Genomic DNA, 16,361 nt, shown 5'->3' on the forward strand with positions numbered 1-16,361 from the left:
TAAAGGGGTCGGATGAATCAGGAAAACAGGGTCAGCGCCCCGGTCAACAAGGCCAGCGCGGTAATCACCAGTGAGGTGAGCACGGCCCATTTAATGGTGGCTTTCTGGAAGTCACCAAGGTCGCGATCGACCATGCCCACCAGCAACAAAGTGGAGGCTACCAGCGGGCTCATCAGGTGCACCGGCTGGCCGAGGATGGACGCCCGGGCTATTTCGACCGGATGAATCCCGTAAGCGGCAGCGGCATTGGCAAGGATCGGCACGACCCCGAAGTAGTAGGCATCGTTGGACAATACGAACGTCAGCGGCATGCTGGTGATCGCTACTACCAGCGGGAACAAATGGCCCCAGGAAGGCGGAATCCAGTCGACCAGGGTTTGCGCCAGGGCATCGACCATTTTCGTACCGGAGAATATCCCGGCGAAAATCCCCGCCGCGAATACCAGCAAGACCACGGTCATCGCGTTGCCCGAATGGGCGAGGATGCGCTCCTTCTGGATGTCCAGTTGCGGATAGTTGATCACCAGCGCCAGGACAAAACCGATCAGGAACAGGATCGCCGAGTGCATGAGCCCCATCACCAGCGCGGCCATCACGGCGATCACCAACAACAGATTGACGTAGGCCAGTTTCGGACGCTTGTGCGGCGTGTCCTCGAGGATCGCCTTGATATAGCAATCACCGCCACCGCTCTGGAGCTGGATATTGCCGATACGCTTGCGTTCGGCGCGGCCCAGCAGGAACGCGGTGAACACCACCCACATCGCGCCACCGATCATGGTCGGCAGCAACGGCACGAAGTATTCGCCGGCATCCAGGCCTAATGCCGCAATGGCCCGCGTCGCCGGCCCGCCCCAAGGCGTCATGCCGCTCATGATGCTCAGCGACAGCATCGCGACGGTCGCCAGGATCATCGGGTTCATTCCGATGCGCTTGTACAGCGGCAACATCGCGGCGCAGGTGATCATGTAGGTCGTCGTGCCGTCACCGTCCAGGGCCACGAGGAGTGACAGCAATGCGGTGCCCACGGCGATTTTCATCGGGTCGCCATTGACCCGCTTGAGGATCTTGCGGATCAGCGGGTCGAACAGGCCGGCGTCGATCATCAGGCCGAAAAACAGGATCGCGAACAACAGCAGTGCCGCCGACGGTGCGACCATCTTCAGCCCGTCCAGCATCATCTTGCCGGTGGTACCGCCGAAGCCGCCGATCACTGCGAAGACGATCGGCACGATCGTCAGGGCGACGATCGGCGACAGCCGTTTTGTCATTATCAGGAAGGTGAAGACCACCACCATGGCCAAGCCAAGTAAAGCGAGCATATGTCAGATCTCTTGTTGTTATGAGTAGCTGATGCAATGACAAGGTTTGCCCGGCTCATCCGGCCAGGCGCTGGGGAACCGTGGCGTAGACGAAACCTGAAAAGAGCCTGCGGGCGGTACGGACTACCGAGGCTCGGATGGTCTCACCCTTTTCGCCGGTATAGGACAACACGACATCGATACCGCCGCTGGGGTGCTCGATGCGTACCCGCTGCAAGCGTGGTTCGCTGACGCCACCGAGCAGGTTGGCCGCGACGCTGCCGTCGGTCACGCAGGCCGTCGCCAACCCGATGGAGCCGGTGATCGCCAAGGCGCGATGACAGTTGTGCGGCATGAAATAGCGCACCTGGATAGTCCCGCCACACTTGGGCGCCGACACCAGCACCGGCTTGGGAATCACTTTGTCGCTGACATCGCCCAGGCCCATCGCCAGCCCGGCCTTCAAGCGCAAGGACTCCAGGCGCTGCAGGAAGACTGGATCGGCGTCGAGCTCGGCAGGGCTTTCGTCGCCACGCTTGCCGAGCTGGCCGGCCTCGACAATCAGCATCGGCATGGCCATGTCGATACAAGTTACCGGGATGCCATCGATCCAGTCGATGGGCTGTCCGGTGGGGAAAAGTTTGCCGGTCTTGCTGCCGGCTGCGTCAAGAAAGGTCAACTGGACTGGGGCCGCCGTGCCCGGCACACCGTCGATGGCGGTGTCGCCTTCGTAGCTGACCTTGCCCTGCGGCGTCTGTACCTCGGCATTCACGAACGTCCCGGTATTGAGATTGCGGATCCGCACGCGGGTCAGCTCGCCTGTTGCCTTGACCAGCCCTTGCTCGATCGCGAACGGGCCCACCGCACAGAGCATGTTGCCGCAGTTGGGGGCAGTGTCGACCCGGCGCTGGGACACCATGACTTGCACAAACAAGTAATCCACGTCGGCTTCCGGGTGCAGCGATGGGCTGACAATCGCCACTTTGCTGGTCTGCGGGCTGCCGCCGCCGATCCCGTCGATTTCCAGCTCATGGCCGGACCCCATCAGGCTGAGCAGCAACTCGTCACGTTCGGGGATCGCAGCGGGCAAATCCCAGGCAAGGAAAACCGGACCTTTGGACGTGCCACCGCGCATGAGTACACAAGGAATTCGTTGCATGAACACTAACTCTTGTTGATCAATCTGGATAATTGATGTTCTGGACACAAGAGTGGCAGGGATTAAAAAGTGATTCCAATGCAAAGATCGGAGCTATTATTGCGTTTCACAAAAGAATTACCCTAGGATCATCTGGGGCCCTTTGCAACGAGACCAATCATGGAATATGAACTTCAGGACATCCGATCTTTCGTCAAAATCGCCGAACTGGGCAGCTTCCATGAGGCAGCGGATGCGTTGCACCTTTCCCAGCCCGCCCTCAGCCGACGGATGAAAAAACTTGAAGAGGGATTGGGCACGGCCTTGCTCGACCGCACGACGCGAAAGGTCAGCCTGACCAGCGTCGGGCGTGATTTCCTACCCAAGGCGCGACGCCTGCTGGATGATTTCGACGATTCCATTCTCAATATTCGCGAACTGGCCGAGCGGCAGATCGGTCGGGTGACGTTGGCATGTATCCCGACGGCGGCGTTTTATTTCCTGCCCTCGGTGATCCGCCTCTATAACGAGCGCTACCCGAAGATCCGCATACGCCTGCTCGACCTCAGTGCCAACGAGGGGTTGGAAGCTGTGCTGCGTGGCGAAGCCGACTTCGGCATCAACATGATGAGCGGCCAGCACCCGGACATCGAGTTCGTGCCCCTGGTCAACGAACCCTTTGTGCTGGCCTGTCGACGGGACCATGAGCTCGCCGGACGCAGTGCCGTCACCTGGTCGGAGCTCAGCGATTATCGGCTGATCGGGGTCGGTCGTTTGAGCGGCAACCGCATGCTGCTCGACCACGCCTTGTCGGGCCTTAGCTGGCGCCCGCAGTGGTTCTACGAGGTGCAGCACCTCTCGACCTCGTTGGGCCTGGTCGAGGCTGGCCTCGGCGTCTCGGCGATGCCCAGCCTGGCGATGCCGGCGGTCGATCATCCGACGCTGGTCAGCGTGCCGCTGATCGAGCCTGTGGTAAACCGGTCGCTGGGCCTGGTCTATCGACGAGGCGCCTCCCTGTCTCCCGCTGCGGAAAAATTTGTCTCGATCCTGCTTGAGCAATGGCCCCAGTAGCGGCCGATCACTTCGTCGGCGAATCGGTGCCATACTCGCTCACCTCCTGGCTTGGAAGACAGTCATGCCGAATGCAAACCGAGAACACCCCGTGGCGCTCATCAGTGGCGTAGGCAGCGATATAGGCATCGGCATGGCGATCGCCCGCAGGTTGGGCGCCGCTGGCGCCAGGCTGATCATTACCGCCAGCAGCGCCCGCATCGCTCAACGTGTCGAAGAGTTGCGAGCCGAAGGCTTCGAGGTCGAGGGCCGCCCCCTCGATCTCACGGATGAAACCCAAGTGCGTGAGTTTGGTTTGTGGGCCGAGTCCGCCTGGGGCCGGATCGATATCCTGGTCAACAACGCAGGCATGGCCATGCAAGGCAGCCCGGAGACGTTTGCCGAGGTGGCAGCCCTGGACCTGGGTATGTGGAACCTGACGCTGGCTCGCAATGTGACAACGGCTTTCTTGCTCACCCGCGCGGTCCTGCCCGGTATGCAGGCGCGCAGTTACGGGCGAATCGTCAATATCAGCTCCACCACTGGCACTCGTTGCAGTAATCCCGGCGAGGCCGCCTATAGCGCTGCGAAGGCGGCCATGGTCGGTATGAGCATGGGCCTGGCACTTGAAGTAGCTCGCCAGGGAATTACGGTGAACTGCGTCGCGCCCGGCTGGATCGCCACCGGTTCAACCACCACCGAGGAGGCCACCGCCGGGCACCACACGCCGATGGGCCGTGCAGGGCGCCCCGAAGAAGTCGCCGCCCTCGTGGCGTTCCTGGCTTCTGCTGAAAGCAGCTACATCACCGGTGAAGTCATGGTGGTGGATGGCGGCAACTGCCTGGTCGAGAACAAGGCGCCAGCCAGTTGATTCAACTGGCGCCATAGCGCTGGACTCGCACGCTACTTGTGTGCGAGGAGCGCCTTTCTATCGGCCTTTTCCTGCTTCATTGCCGCGAGCTCACGCTCGCAGGCTTGCACGTCGAATGAGTTGTCCCACTTGGCAATGGCGATGGTACCGATCCCATTGCCAATCAGGTTGGTCACGGCCCGAGCTTCATTGAGGAAACGGTCGATGCCCAGCAGCAATACCAGGCCCACCAGCGGGATGGAATGGATGGTGGTGAGCGTCGCCGCCAGCGTGACGAATCCGGCGCCCGCGACGCCAGCCGAGCCTTTGGATGTCAGCAGGAACACACCCAACAGGATCATCTGGTCCATGACGCTTAGAGGTGTATTGGTGGCCTGGGCAATAAAGATCGCTGCCATGGTCAGGTAAATGCAGGTGCCATCCGCATTGAAGGTGTACCCGGTCGGCAAGACCATGCCCACGACGGACTTTTTGCAGCCAAGCTTTTCAAGCTTGACCATCATTCGCGGAAGAACGGCTTCGGTCGAGCAGGTCCCCAGCGTGATGAGAATCTCGTCCTTGAAGTAGCGTAGGAACTGCATCAGCGGCATTCCTGACCAACGGGCAACGACGCCGAGGACGACCACGATGAAAGTCAGGGTCGTGACATAAAGCGCAACCAGCAACTGACCTAGCGATAGCAACGTGCCGATGCCGTACTTGCCGATCGTGAACGCCATGCCCGCACCTGCGCCAATCGGCGCCAGACGCATGACCATTGCGACAATCCTGAACAGCCCTTGCAAGAACAAATCGATGGTATTGATCAACGGCTTGCTGGTCTCGCCCATTTGCACCAGGGCAATACCCATCAGGACCGACAGCAGAATCACTTGCAGCATGACGCCATTGGAAAACGCGCCAACGAACGTCTGCGGGATGATATTGAGAAAAAATTCGATCGTACCGCCTTGCTCACTTGCTGCTTGGCTGTACTTGCTGATCGAACTTCCATCGAGCGAGTCGGCATTGATGTTCATCCCGACGCCAGGCTTCACGACGTTGACCACGACAAGGCCGACGACCAGTGCGATGGTGGAAAGGATCTCGAAGTAGATCAAGGCTTTTACGCCAATCCGCCCCACTTCCTTGATATTGCCCATCTTGGCGATCCCCACGACCACCGTACCGAAAATAATCGGCGCCAGGAGCATCTTGATAAGCTTGATGAAGCCGTCCGCGAAAGGCTGTAGTTTGGCGCCGACATTGGGAATGAAGTAACCGATCGCTGCACCGATCACGATGCCGATCAGCACTTGCACATACAGCTGGCTGTACCAGCGAGACTTGGAAATTTCCACGAGAGCACCTCATTTTATTGTTGTGATGGGCGTGTGGGTGGGCGTCACTGCGACGCCTGATGCCGCAGCCTTGAAGCAGGCTGCGGCTTTTGAAGAGATCAGCCCTCGCCCAATTCGCGCATGACGGCGTACAACGCAGATTTGGCTTCGAATCCGACACCGGGGATATCCGGCAGGCCGACGTAGCTGTTTTCCACGCGAATCCCGTCAGCGAATCCACCGAAAGGCTGGAATACATCGGGGTACGATTCGTTGCCACCCAGGTGCAAGCCCGCAGCGATGTTCAAGGACATTTGGTGGCCGCCATGGGGAACCACACGGCGCGAAGACCAGCCCATCTCTTCCATCACTTTCAAGGTGCGCATGTACTCAACGAGTCCATAGGACAAGGCGCAGTCGAACTGCAGATAATCCCGATCGGAGCGCATGCCGCCGTGGCGCAGCAGGTTGCGCGCGTCTTGGTGGGAAAACAGGTTTTCTCCGGTGGCCATGGGTAGCTCATAGTGGTTGGCAAGCTCCGCCTGAAGCGCGTAGTCCAAGGGATCGCCCACTTCTTCGTACCAGAACAGGTTGTATTTCTTGATGGCTTCGGCGTACGCGATACCGGTCTCCAGGTCGAAGCGGCCGTTGGCATCCACCGCCAATCGACGTCCGTCGCCGACCACTTCCAGCACCGCCTCGATACGACGGATGTCCTCATCCAGCGGCACCGCGCCGATCTTCATCTTCACGACGTCGTAGCCACGGTCCAGGTAGCTTTGCATTTCTGCCTTGAGCTTGCTCTGGTCCTTGCCCGGATAGTAATAACCACCCGCGGCATAGACCCAGACCTTGTCATCCGCCACGCCGTCGCGGTAACGGTCGGCCAGCAGGCGGTACAGCGGCTTGCCCTCGATCTTGGCGACAGCGTCCCATACCGCCATGTCGATCGTACCGACGGCGACCGAGCGCTCACCGTGGCCACCCGGTTTTTCGTTGGTCATCAGGGTTTTCCAGATGGCGAACGGGTCCAGGTTGTCGTTGTCTTTGTCGATGAGGGTATCCGAGTCTGCTTCCGTAATGCGTGCCAGGAAGCGATCACGCATCAGGGCGCCCTGGCCGTAGCGACCGTTGGAGTTGAAACCGTAACCGATCACCGGTTTACCGTCGCGAATCACATCCGTGACAACCGCCACGACCGAGCAGGTCATTTTCGAGAAATCGATATAGGCGTTGGCGATGGGAGAAGCGATGGATACGGTTTTTTCGCGGATGTCGACGATACGCATGAGGGGTTCCTCTTGTTGTGATTGGCCCCAACGTTATGCTTTGCGACGAAACCCGCCCAATGCTATTAATGCCGCGCCCTATGCACAGGAGGCATTGCCCTTGGAACTCGTCTGGCTAGAAGATTTTTCAGCGCTTGCGGAGTACGGCAGCTTCGTCCGTGCCGCGCAAGCGCGCCACGTTACCCAGCCAGCATTCAGTCGCCGCGTCCGTTCGCTGGAAAACTGGATGGGTGTGGATCTGTTTGTCCGCACGCCCCAGGGCGCGACCTTGACCGAAGCCGGGCGGCAGATTCTGCCCAGCGCCCAGGAGGCTGCGAGGCGCCTGTACAGGATGCGTACCGAGGCGCAGGAAGTCGCCGGCATGACCGCCAAGACGCTGCAATTTGCCGCGACGCATTCGCTGTCGTTCACCTTTTTCCCGAGATGGTTGAGAAACTCCGAGAATGGTGCGCCGATAGACGCCGTGCGCCTGCATTCGGACAGCATGGCGGTGTGTGAACAGATGCTGATCCACGGCCAGGTGCAATTCCTGCTCTGCCATCGGCACCCCGACGTACCGCCGTTGCTGGAGTCGAATCAGTTCATCGCAAAGAAAGTCGGAGAGGACATCCTTATCCCCTTGGCGAGTGCCTCGGCCAACGTCGGCACGTCACCTGCGACGTTGCCCTATCTGGCCTATACCGACGAATCGGGTCTCGGGCGTATCGTCGCCCACCGGCTCCATGGCAAGGAAGACTACCTTCACCTCAAGCCGCTTTTCAGCAGCCACCTGGCCGCGGTGCTGATGTCCATGGCGCTGGAAAGCAAAGGCGTCGCGTGGCTGCCCAAAAGCCTGACGGAACAGGAAATGGCCGATGGACGCCTGGTCAGGGCCCTTGATGAAAGCTGGGACATCCCCTTGGAGATCCACCTCACGCGTCCAACCGCGCCGATCAGCCCGGGGGCTGAAGAGTTCTGGGGCAGGCTCAAGGGTTGAGTCTACTCATCCGCCCCGCTCTGCTCGTTCCAGAACACCGCGAATCACCCCCGATTGCCATTCGAAATACGGATTATAGGTGAGCCGCGCATGGATTTTTCCCGGCTCGCTATAGCCCCAATCCGAGAACCAGACGTCCTCCCCTGCCTCGCACCGGGCCACTTCATCGGCGTTGCGGCTGTTGCGGCAGAACCGCAGGGTGCCTGAGCGACCGTAGAGCGGGTTGGCTGGCGAGAAAAGGATGCCCATGTGGGAGAACTGGCTGATGCGCTCTTCAACGATGCGGTCGGTACGCGTCAGGATGCGGCGTTGCTGCGCAACCTCCCCGTCACCCTGGCCGTACCAGATCAGCCGGCTCGCAGCATGGGTGAAGCGCCGTTTGAACAGCTCCCGCACGTAGCGCACGTCGACCACGGAATCCTGTTCAGTCAGGACAATGGCAACCGGCCTGTCGAAGTCTTCGTTCTCGATAAGCCGGCGAACCGCGACGCTGCTGCGGTAGAACTGGGCGAAACCGTTGGTGGGCACATTGTGGTAACGCACGGGCGACTGCTGTGGCCGGGAGTTGTCCGGCGCGAGGATCCAAGTCTTGAAATGCGCCAGCCAAGGCGCGGCCCAATCGTAGGATTCGCTTGACCGAAAGGCCGGTGAAAACAGCACCAGCCCCCTGATGCCCGGATCCTTGACCGCATAGGCCAGCGCCAGATTGGCGCCGGTGGAGAACCCGCCCAGGTAAACGTGCGCAAACTCCTTGCGCAGCAAGGCGACCTGCTGCTCGACCAACTGCTGCCATTCCTCCAGTTGCACATCGATCAGGTCGGCCGGTTTGGTGCCGTGCCCTGGCAGCAACGCGACGCGCACCACGTAGCCTTGCGCCGCGAGGTCCCGCGCGATGTCGACGAAGGACCAAGGGGAATCTCCCAGGCCATGCAGCAGCAGAATGGCTTTGTCGGAGGGCGCATCGGGACGTACTTCATAAGGCGCATTCCAAGCCAGTTCGTCGCTGCGCTGTTCGGTTTGGAACAGCCGTTTTTCTTCAATCAGGGCACGGGAAGCCTGGGCGTAAGCCTGGAAATTCTCCGGCTGCACCGTGGCATCGGCCGCGCTGGGCTGCCTCGCGCAGCCAAGCGTCAACGCCAGGCACGCCACGCTGGCAACGGCAACCGGCATGAATGAGCGCCGAAACCGTGTCACAACCTTGATCGTTGCTGAAATCATTGACAATCATCCCCTTGTTTCACGGCTGGGTACCTGACCCTATCACGCCCATCACCCGATGAATCCGAATTGTGGCGCATACGTTTGTACAGCCACTGCGCCCCATCGTCCACATAGGAAAACACCACGGGAATGACCAGCAGGCTCAGCACAGTCGAGGTGATCAGCCCGCCAATCAAGACGATGGCCATCGGCGCGCGGAAACTCGGATCGGTTCCCCAACCGAGCGCGATGGGCATCATGCCTGCCCCCATGGCGATTGTCGTCATGACGATGGGCCGCGCTCGCTTGCCGCAGGCGTCGATGATCGCCTCGGTGCGCGGCGGTTGCAGGAAATCCTTCAGCAACAGCACCAGGACCATATAGATACACGCCACACCGGTCAGCATTGCCACGCCGAATCCCGAGGCAAGTTCGCCCAAGGCTTCGGCGTCGCCCACAGATGTACGCGCCAGGCCTGGCGGCAGTTGTTGCAAGCTCGGCAAGGCAAGCACGGCCTGTTCGATTTCGCCCAGTGGCTGGCCGTTGGTCTCGATTTCGATGTGCTGCTCGCCTACGTCGCGTGCGTGGGCATCGTCGTGGCTGGGCCCGCAGATACGCAAACACCCTGGCAGGCCGACCGCAGCGCGCTGTTCACGCTGCTGAAAAACCTGCTGGAAAACGCCATCCAGCATGCGCCCGCAGGTACGCAAGTCCGAGTGGAATTCACCACAAGCAGGCTGACCGTACGCGACTGGGGGCCTGGCGTGGAGCAAGCCCAACTGCCGCAGATATTCACCCGTTTCTGGCGCGGCGCCCATAGGCGCGATCACGGCGCCGGACTAGGACTGACGATTTGCCAGGAAATCGCTCGCGCACATGGGTGGACGCTGGTTGCGCAAAGGGAGGAGCCGGGCTTGTCGTTTTGTTTGTCCCGGCATTACGGTGGGCCCGGATGGCCTCCAAGCCCAGCCGATACTCAATAATCCCAAGACCCCGCCACCCAACGAAACGCGTCGCCATCCACCGCCACCCGGCCCACGGAAGGAAACGACAGGTGCGTTGCCACGAACAGCTCCCCGCTCGCCGCGGCCTCACGCATGAGGCGTACGCGAACGCGCACCGCTTCTTCAGGGTCGTGTTCGAAGCCGTTTTGCCAATCGGGGTGGTCGAAGGCCACCGGGAACAAGGCGTCACCGGCAAACGTGAGTTTTTCGCGCCCAGACCTCACGTGCACCACGCTGTGCCCCGGGGTATGCCCGCCGGTGCGTTTGACCAGGACACCCGGTGCCACTTCATATTCCTGTTCAAAGGTGCGCAATTTGTCGTGGTACGCCTCCATGAACTGCCGCGCGGTGGTGTGCAGCACTTCGGGTATCGGCGCAGGCATGACGGTGCGCGAGAAGTCCGGTTCCGCCCAGAAGTCGACTTCGGTCTTACACACATGGATTCGTACATCCGGACGCAGGCGATTCCGGACCTCATCGACCAGCAGCCCACCAATGTGGTCCATGTGCATATGGGTGATGACCACATCGGTGATCGAGGACAGCTCGATCCCGGCCGCCTCCAACCGCTTGGGAAACAGTCCGGCGCGCGGGAAGCCGGGGAACTGCCCGCCCAGCCCGGCGTCGACGAGCAGGGTTTGCTCGCCGCTGCGCACCACCAGCACGTTGAGCGCCCAATCGAACGCGTCCGGGCCCAGGAACATATCCTTGAACCAGGCGGCACGGGCGGCGGGGTCGACATTGGTGGACATGGTCGAGGTCGGCAACGGCAACACGCCATCGCTGATTACCAGCACGTCAATGTCGCCGACCTTGAGTGCGTAGCGCGACGGGACCAGCTCCTCGGTCGCGGATGTTCCCTGGACTGCGTTGGTTTTCGCCGTGTCTTGCAGATGCATCGTCATGATCGCTCTCCGGTGCTCAATGGGGATCCGTTTTGACGGATCAACTGGAGAACCAGTGTGCATCGCTGTGCGGCGCGATCGATATCATACGCGGGTATGCCGCGCCTACCTCTTGGCGTGCTCGTTCCAAACGAACGGCTGGCGATTTGCAAGATTGGGCAATCATCGGACCGGATCGTGCAAGCTATCGCGCCCAATGCTTTCTATAGTAATCGGTGCCCAACCATCTGGAGCTGGTCCGACTATGAGCGCCCTCAATATCAATGGCCGTGAGCACACGGTCGACGTAGATCCCGGCACCCCAATTCTGTGGGCCCTGCGCGACACGCTGGGCATGACCGGCACCAAGTTCGGCTGCGGTGCAGCCTTGTGCGGCGCCTGCACCGTTCACCTGGACGGCCAGGCCATTCGCTCCTGCGTGACGCCGGTTGCCGCGGCGGTTGGCAAGAAAATCACCACCATCGAAGCGGCCACCGATGGCAGCGACCCGGTGGGCAGTGCCGTGCACGAGGCTTGGGTCAAGCATGACGTGGCGCAGTGCGGCTACTGCCAGAGCGGCCAGATCATGAGCGCGACCGCGTTTCTCAAGGCCCAGCCCAAGGGCAAGCAGCCGACACCGGCCGAGATCGACTCGGCCATGGCCGGCAATATCTGCCGCTGCGGCACTTATGCCCGAATCCGCGCCGCGGTGGCCGATGCCGCCAAAGCCCTCGCCTGACAGGGAGTTCGCCATGCTGAACGAGATTTTTCCAACCGAACTTCCCCGTGCTTTGCAGCATCTGCTCGAACGCGATGACGCGGACAGTCCTGCGACCCTGCCGCGCCGCAGCTTCCTCAAGATCGTCGGCATCGGCGGCCTGGCCTTGGGTGCATTTCCGCACCTGGCCCTTGGGCAACAAGCCAATGCGGCTGGCGAAGGCCCCCTCAAGCCGACCCAACAACCTTCGGCCTTCGTGCAGATCGCGCCCAACGGCGAGGTGACGGTGACGATCAATCGCCTCGAGTTCGGCCAAGGCGTACAGACGGGCCTGCCGATGATCCTCGCCGAAGAGCTCGACGCCGACTGGAGCCTGGTGCGTACGCGCAACGGCAACAACGACGCGGCCTACATGGATCCAGCCTTTGGCATTCACCTCACCGGCGGTTCCAATTCGATCAAGAACAGCTACACCCAATACCGTGAACTGGGTGCCCGGGCCCGGTCGATGCTGCTGGCCGCTGCGGCGGCGCGCTGGAATGTCGACCCCGCCAGCCTGACCACGCAAAACGGCACGGTGCTTGGCCCAGGCGGCCGCAAGGCAACCTACGGCGAGCTGGCCGAAGCCGCCATGGCGATGCCCGTGCCGGAGAAGGTCATGCTCAAGGATCCCAAGGAATTCCGCATCATCGGCCAGGCCACCACCCGCCTCGACGCCAAGGCCAAGAGCAGCGGCCAACAGGATTTCGGCATCGATGTGCACCTGCCGGGGCAACTGACCGCAGTGGTCGCCCGACCGCCGGTGTTCGGCGCCCGCATCGCCTCCCTGGACGACGGCGCCGCACGCGCCACCAAAGGCGTGAAAGCCGTGTTGCGTGTGCCGCTCGATGGCGGTGCCGAAGGCGTCGCGGTGATCGCCGACGGCTACTGGCAGGCGAAGCTGGCACGGGATGCGCTGAAAGTCGAATGGGACGTGGCCAAGGTCGAAAAGGTCGACACGGAAAAACAACTGGCCCAGTACCGCGAACTCGCCAGCCAATCCGGCCCTCTGCACTTCGATGCCGATATGAAGCCGCTGGCTAGCGCGCCGCACCAGTTGGAGGCGGAGTTCGTATTCCCTTATCTGGCCCACGCGCCCATGGAGCCGCTGAACTGTACCGTCCAGCTGTCCGAGGGCCGCGCGCAGTTGTGGGTGGGCACGCAATTCCCCGGTGGCGACGGCGCGGCGGCGGCCAAGGTGCTGAATCTCAAGCCCGAGCAAGTCCAGGTGAATGTGCAGACCGCTGGCGGTGGCTTCGGCCGGCGCGGCGTGCCCACTAACGACTTCGTCGTGCAGGCCTGCGAAGTGGCCAAGGCCGCCCGCGCCGCGGGGCTCGATGCACCGATCCGCACCCTGTGGAGCCGAGAAGACGACATCAAGGGCGGCTACTACCGCCCCATGCACCTGCATCGCGCGCGCATCGGCTTCGACGACAGCGGCAAGGTGTTGGCCTGGGACCACGCCCTGGTCGGCCAATCCATTCTCACCGGCACCCTGTTCGCCGGGCAGATGAAAAACGGCATCGACCCCACCGCCACGGAAGGTTTGCGCGATCCGTATCCGTTGCCGATGCGATTGACCGTGCACCATCCCAAGCTCAACGTGCCCGTGCTCTGGTGGCGCAGCGTCGGCTCGACCCACACCGCTTTCGTGATGGAAACGTTGCTCGACGAGATCGCCCGCACGACCAAGCAAGACCCGGTGGCGTACCGCATGAAACTGTTTGGCGACCAGAACCCGCGTCATCGCGACGCACTGCAACTGGCGGTGGACAAGAGCGAGTACGGCAAGCGCGCGCTGCCCGCCGGTCATGCCTGGGGCGTGGCGGTACATGAATCGTTCAGCTCGGTGGTGGCCTACGTGGTCGAAGCCTCGGTGCAGGATGGCCGTCCGGTGCTCCACAACGTCACGGCGGGCGTGCACTGCAACCTGGTGGTCAACCCGCGCAGTGTTGAAGCCCAGGTCCAAGGCGCCGCCCTGATGGGCCTGTCGATGTGCCTGCCGGGCGGCGCCGTGACGTTGAAGGACGGCGTCGTGCAGCAAAGCAACTTTGCCGACTTCAGCGTGCCGCGCATCACCGACATGCCGCAGATTGCGGTTCATATCGTCCCCAGCGCCGAACCACCGACTGGCATGGGCGAACCCGGCCTGCCCGCCTTGGCCCCTGCGTTTGCCAATGCCATCGCCAGCCTGACGGGCAAACCGCTACGGCAGTTGCCGTTCAGCCTGGCTTGATTCGGAGTAGATGCCGAACCTGTGGCGAGGGGTTTATCTCCCTCGCCACCGCCCCATGGGCGCCCGTTTCCTCAATTGTCCTGGCCGCAGTTCTGCCCGACTGAGCTGTAATCCAGCGCTTGGATCGCGCCAGTGGAGTCCAGGTAGGTCATGCGCGATTCGACGACGCCGCAGCCCGACCCCGCCCCTTGCTTGACCGACAGCACCTTGGCGATGTCCAAGTGGTCGCCGTACATGTAGGTGTGCGGCTTGACGGCGTCCTGGGCGTTGGCTGCCACGGCGCCGAGGCTGAGGATGGCAAACAGGGAAGCGATGCTGAGGTTCCTGACGTTCATGGCGATGTCTCCGACGTTTGAGTGAGTACCTGAGACGGCTTGTGCTGTCTCGATGGGCTCATTTGACGCCGGTGACGTATCCCGGGTGTGTCACTGAAGGGCCGAAAGGAATCAGTGCGTATCGAAAAAGGGGTTGGATACACAGCGATACATTTGCATCAGGATGACTCGGCTTGTCAGGCAAGCCGGACGGTGACCGAAATCGCTCGGATGGCGATGACCATCAGCCGGCCGAGCTTCAGTTATCGGTGCTAAACCAAAGGTGCCAGTCGTTCAGCTACATCAACACAAAATATCTGAAGTTCTCCACTGCATTTCCTTATGTGGCAATTGTGTTGCGTGGTGTTCAAACCGCGGCCCCCTTCCCATGAAACGCCTGCCCCAGCACCGCCAGCCGCTCCGCCAAGGGCGGCAGGCACTGGCTGCTGCGGGTCAGCACGCCGATGTTCTCGGCGTTGCGCTCGGCCACGGCCTGCACGGTTTGCAGCCGCTCGTTGAGGCCCAGCGACGCCTTCGATTGCGCCTCGGTCGTACTGGCAATCAAATCGTTGAAGTGGTTGATCACGGCGATGTCTTCCACCACCGCGTGCAGCAATTGCGAGGCTTGCTGGCTGGCGGACACGCAACGCTCCACCCCTTCGCGGCTGTCTTGCATGGCGATGGCGGCTTGACGGCTGCCTTGCTGCAGCTTGGCGATGATCTGCTGGATTTCCGTCGTGGAGGTCGAGGTTCTCTGCGACAACGTGCGCACTTCATCGGCCACCACCGCAAACCCACGGCCTTGCTCACCGGCGCGGGCGGCCTCGATGGCGGCGTTGAGGGCCAGCAGGTTGGTCTGTTCGGCAATGTTGTTGATCACGTCCAGCACTTGGCCGATCTGCTGGGCCTGCTCGGCCAACAGCTGCACGGTGTCGTTGGTCAGGTTGATGCGTCCTGCCAGTTCGACAATTTCTTCGCGAGTCCGGTCAACGGTGCTGCGTCCCCGGTTGACCTGCTCGTTGGCTTGCCCGGCCCGTTGCACCGTCTGGCCGACGTGGCTGGAAATGTTTTCCATGGCCTGGACCAGATGAGCGATCGCGCCACTCATCTGCGCCACTTCATCGAGTTGGTGCCGCGCGCCGTTTTCCAGGGTCTGGCCGACTTGGGACAGATCCTGGCCAAGGTCAGACAGGTTGCGGGTGTCGCGCACCACGCCGTCCACCAGATGGGTAACTTGCCGGAGGAAATGGTCGAAACGCTCGCCAGACGAGACTTTCGCGCCATGGCCGCGTTGAGCGCTGGTGTCACTGCTCAGTTGCGCGGCAGCGGCGAGCACTTTGTCGAGCACCTCCTGGTTTTCCCAGGCGTCTTTCAGGCTCTGGTTGGCGAGGTAGACCAGGATGACGCTCTCGACCACCACGTAGAAAGCATGGACGAAGATCATTGCCCAGCCGCCATGGGCATCCATCACGAACACCGGCAAGCCCTGGTGCTGCAACCAATGAAAACCGACATGATGGACGGCAATGGTGGCGGCGGCCACGACGATGGGCAGCCAGTCGCGATAAAACGTCAACACCGCCAGCAGCACGAAGATGCCGAAGTGGAATTCGATCACGCCATGGGTCTGGTTGATGTGCAGCGCCGCCATCACCATCAGCGCCATGGCGATGATGCAGCGCATGGCCCGGGTCCCGCCCAGGCCGCGATACAACGCGGTGGTCAACAGGCAGGTCGTTCCCCCGACCAGCAAGGCCTGGGTAAACGTCGAGTGAAGGAAAGCCAGGCCCACGGCATACAGCAGCGTGAGCCAGAGCAGCCCCAGCATGATCCGATCGGCTTTGCGGTGATGCTCGTTGAAGCGCGAGGGCGAGTCCATGGGGCTGTCCTTGTCGTTTATGGTTGGGTGGATACCGGACTGGCTAGGGAATAACAATCATTCGGCCACCGACTATAGCCCATGGCTATCACAGATGGCAGCCGGCCATAACTCTTTTCCCCCGGGATCTTTGCTTTATCATG

General features: G+C 61.5%; 15 protein-coding genes. 6 read left to right on the forward strand and 9 right to left on the reverse strand.

The window, feature by feature from the left end:
- Positions 1-17: 17 nt before the first annotated feature.
- Positions 18-1,322, reverse strand: coding sequence for a CitMHS family transporter (locus VQ575_RS13370; RefSeq protein WP_039588552.1), 1,305 nt, complete (start codon positions 1,320-1,322; stop codon positions 18-20).
- Positions 1,323-1,377: 55 nt separating this feature from the next.
- Positions 1,378-2,460 carry a 4-oxalomesaconate tautomerase gene (locus VQ575_RS13375; RefSeq protein ID WP_039588553.1) on the reverse strand — a complete coding sequence of 361 codons (1,083 nt, stop codon included), beginning with the start codon at positions 2,458-2,460 and terminating at the stop codon, positions 1,378-1,380.
- A gap of 159 nt (positions 2,461-2,619) precedes the next feature.
- Here VQ575_RS13375 and VQ575_RS13380 point away from each other — a divergent pair, with 159 nt between their 5' ends.
- Both VQ575_RS13380 and VQ575_RS13385 read left to right on the forward strand, forming a co-directional pair.
- The gene (locus VQ575_RS13380; protein ID WP_039588554.1) at positions 2,620-3,510 is read left to right on the forward strand and encodes a LysR family transcriptional regulator; all 891 of its coding nucleotides are present in this window, start codon (positions 2,620-2,622) and stop codon (positions 3,508-3,510) included.
- 64 nt (positions 3,511-3,574) lie between these two features.
- Entirely contained in the window at positions 3,575-4,360 is a 786-nt protein-coding gene (locus VQ575_RS13385; RefSeq protein WP_039588555.1) for an SDR family NAD(P)-dependent oxidoreductase, read from the forward strand.
- Between the two features lie 32 nt (positions 4,361-4,392).
- Here the strand turns inward: VQ575_RS13385 and dctA are convergent, their stop codons facing one another.
- Both dctA and VQ575_RS13395 read right to left on the reverse strand, forming a co-directional pair.
- Positions 4,393-5,700 (reverse strand): C4-dicarboxylate transporter DctA, encoded by a 1,308-nt coding sequence (gene dctA, locus VQ575_RS13390; protein WP_325919858.1) that lies wholly within the window; start codon positions 5,698-5,700, stop codon positions 4,393-4,395.
- A gap of 98 nt (positions 5,701-5,798) precedes the next feature.
- Complete coding sequence (locus VQ575_RS13395) at positions 5,799-6,968, reverse strand: mandelate racemase/muconate lactonizing enzyme family protein (RefSeq protein ID WP_045155968.1); 1,170 nt, start codon at positions 6,966-6,968, stop codon at positions 5,799-5,801.
- 100 nt (positions 6,969-7,068) lie between these two features.
- Between VQ575_RS13395 and VQ575_RS13400 the strand changes: the two genes are divergently transcribed.
- The gene (locus VQ575_RS13400) at positions 7,069-7,944 is read left to right on the forward strand and encodes a LysR family transcriptional regulator (RefSeq protein ID WP_039588558.1); all 876 of its coding nucleotides are present in this window, start codon (positions 7,069-7,071) and stop codon (positions 7,942-7,944) included.
- 6 nt (positions 7,945-7,950) lie between these two features.
- On the opposite strand, the gene VQ575_RS13405 is transcribed toward VQ575_RS13400, so the two are convergent.
- Positions 7,951-9,114: an alpha/beta hydrolase gene (locus tag VQ575_RS13405; RefSeq protein ID WP_082112046.1), complete on the reverse strand. Its 1,164-nt coding sequence runs from the start codon at positions 9,112-9,114 to the stop codon at positions 7,951-7,953.
- A 44-nt stretch (positions 9,115-9,158) separates the two neighbouring features.
- Entirely contained in the window at positions 9,159-9,836 is a 678-nt protein-coding gene (locus VQ575_RS13410) for an efflux RND transporter permease subunit (protein ID WP_325919859.1), read from the reverse strand.
- Here VQ575_RS13410 and VQ575_RS13415 point away from each other — a divergent pair.
- Positions 9,741-10,127 carry a sensor histidine kinase gene (locus tag VQ575_RS13415; protein ID WP_230633458.1) on the forward strand — a complete coding sequence of 129 codons (387 nt, stop codon included), beginning with the start codon at positions 9,741-9,743 and terminating at the stop codon, positions 10,125-10,127. The genes VQ575_RS13410 and VQ575_RS13415 overlap by 96 nt on opposite strands.
- Here the strand turns inward: VQ575_RS13415 and VQ575_RS13420 are convergent.
- Complete coding sequence (locus VQ575_RS13420) at positions 10,121-11,053, reverse strand: MBL fold metallo-hydrolase (protein WP_325919860.1); 933 nt, start codon at positions 11,051-11,053, stop codon at positions 10,121-10,123. The genes VQ575_RS13415 and VQ575_RS13420 overlap by 7 nt on opposite strands.
- A gap of 244 nt (positions 11,054-11,297) precedes the next feature.
- Between VQ575_RS13420 and VQ575_RS13425 the strand changes: the two genes are divergently transcribed.
- Together VQ575_RS13425 and VQ575_RS13430 are read left to right on the forward strand one after the other, a co-directional pair.
- Positions 11,298-11,771 carry a (2Fe-2S)-binding protein gene (locus VQ575_RS13425; RefSeq protein ID WP_030140625.1) on the forward strand — a complete coding sequence of 158 codons (474 nt, stop codon included), beginning with the start codon at positions 11,298-11,300 and terminating at the stop codon, positions 11,769-11,771.
- A 13-nt stretch (positions 11,772-11,784) separates the two neighbouring features.
- Entirely contained in the window at positions 11,785-14,025 is a 2,241-nt protein-coding gene (locus tag VQ575_RS13430) for a xanthine dehydrogenase family protein molybdopterin-binding subunit (RefSeq protein WP_325919861.1), read from the forward strand.
- Between the two features lie 71 nt (positions 14,026-14,096).
- Here the strand turns inward: VQ575_RS13430 and VQ575_RS13435 are convergent, their stop codons facing one another.
- Both VQ575_RS13435 and VQ575_RS13440 read right to left on the reverse strand, forming a co-directional pair.
- Positions 14,097-14,360: a DUF2790 domain-containing protein gene (locus tag VQ575_RS13435; protein WP_325919862.1), complete on the reverse strand. Its 264-nt coding sequence runs from the start codon at positions 14,358-14,360 to the stop codon at positions 14,097-14,099.
- Positions 14,361-14,706: 346 nt separating this feature from the next.
- The gene (locus VQ575_RS13440; RefSeq protein WP_325917639.1) at positions 14,707-16,218 is read right to left on the reverse strand and encodes a methyl-accepting chemotaxis protein; all 1,512 of its coding nucleotides are present in this window, start codon (positions 16,216-16,218) and stop codon (positions 14,707-14,709) included.
- Positions 16,219-16,361 lie beyond the last annotated feature (143 nt).

It is taken from the genome of Pseudomonas frederiksbergensis (assembly GCF_035751725.1).
Taxonomy (GTDB): Bacteria; Pseudomonadota; Gammaproteobacteria; order Pseudomonadales; family Pseudomonadaceae; genus Aquipseudomonas; species Aquipseudomonas frederiksbergensis_A.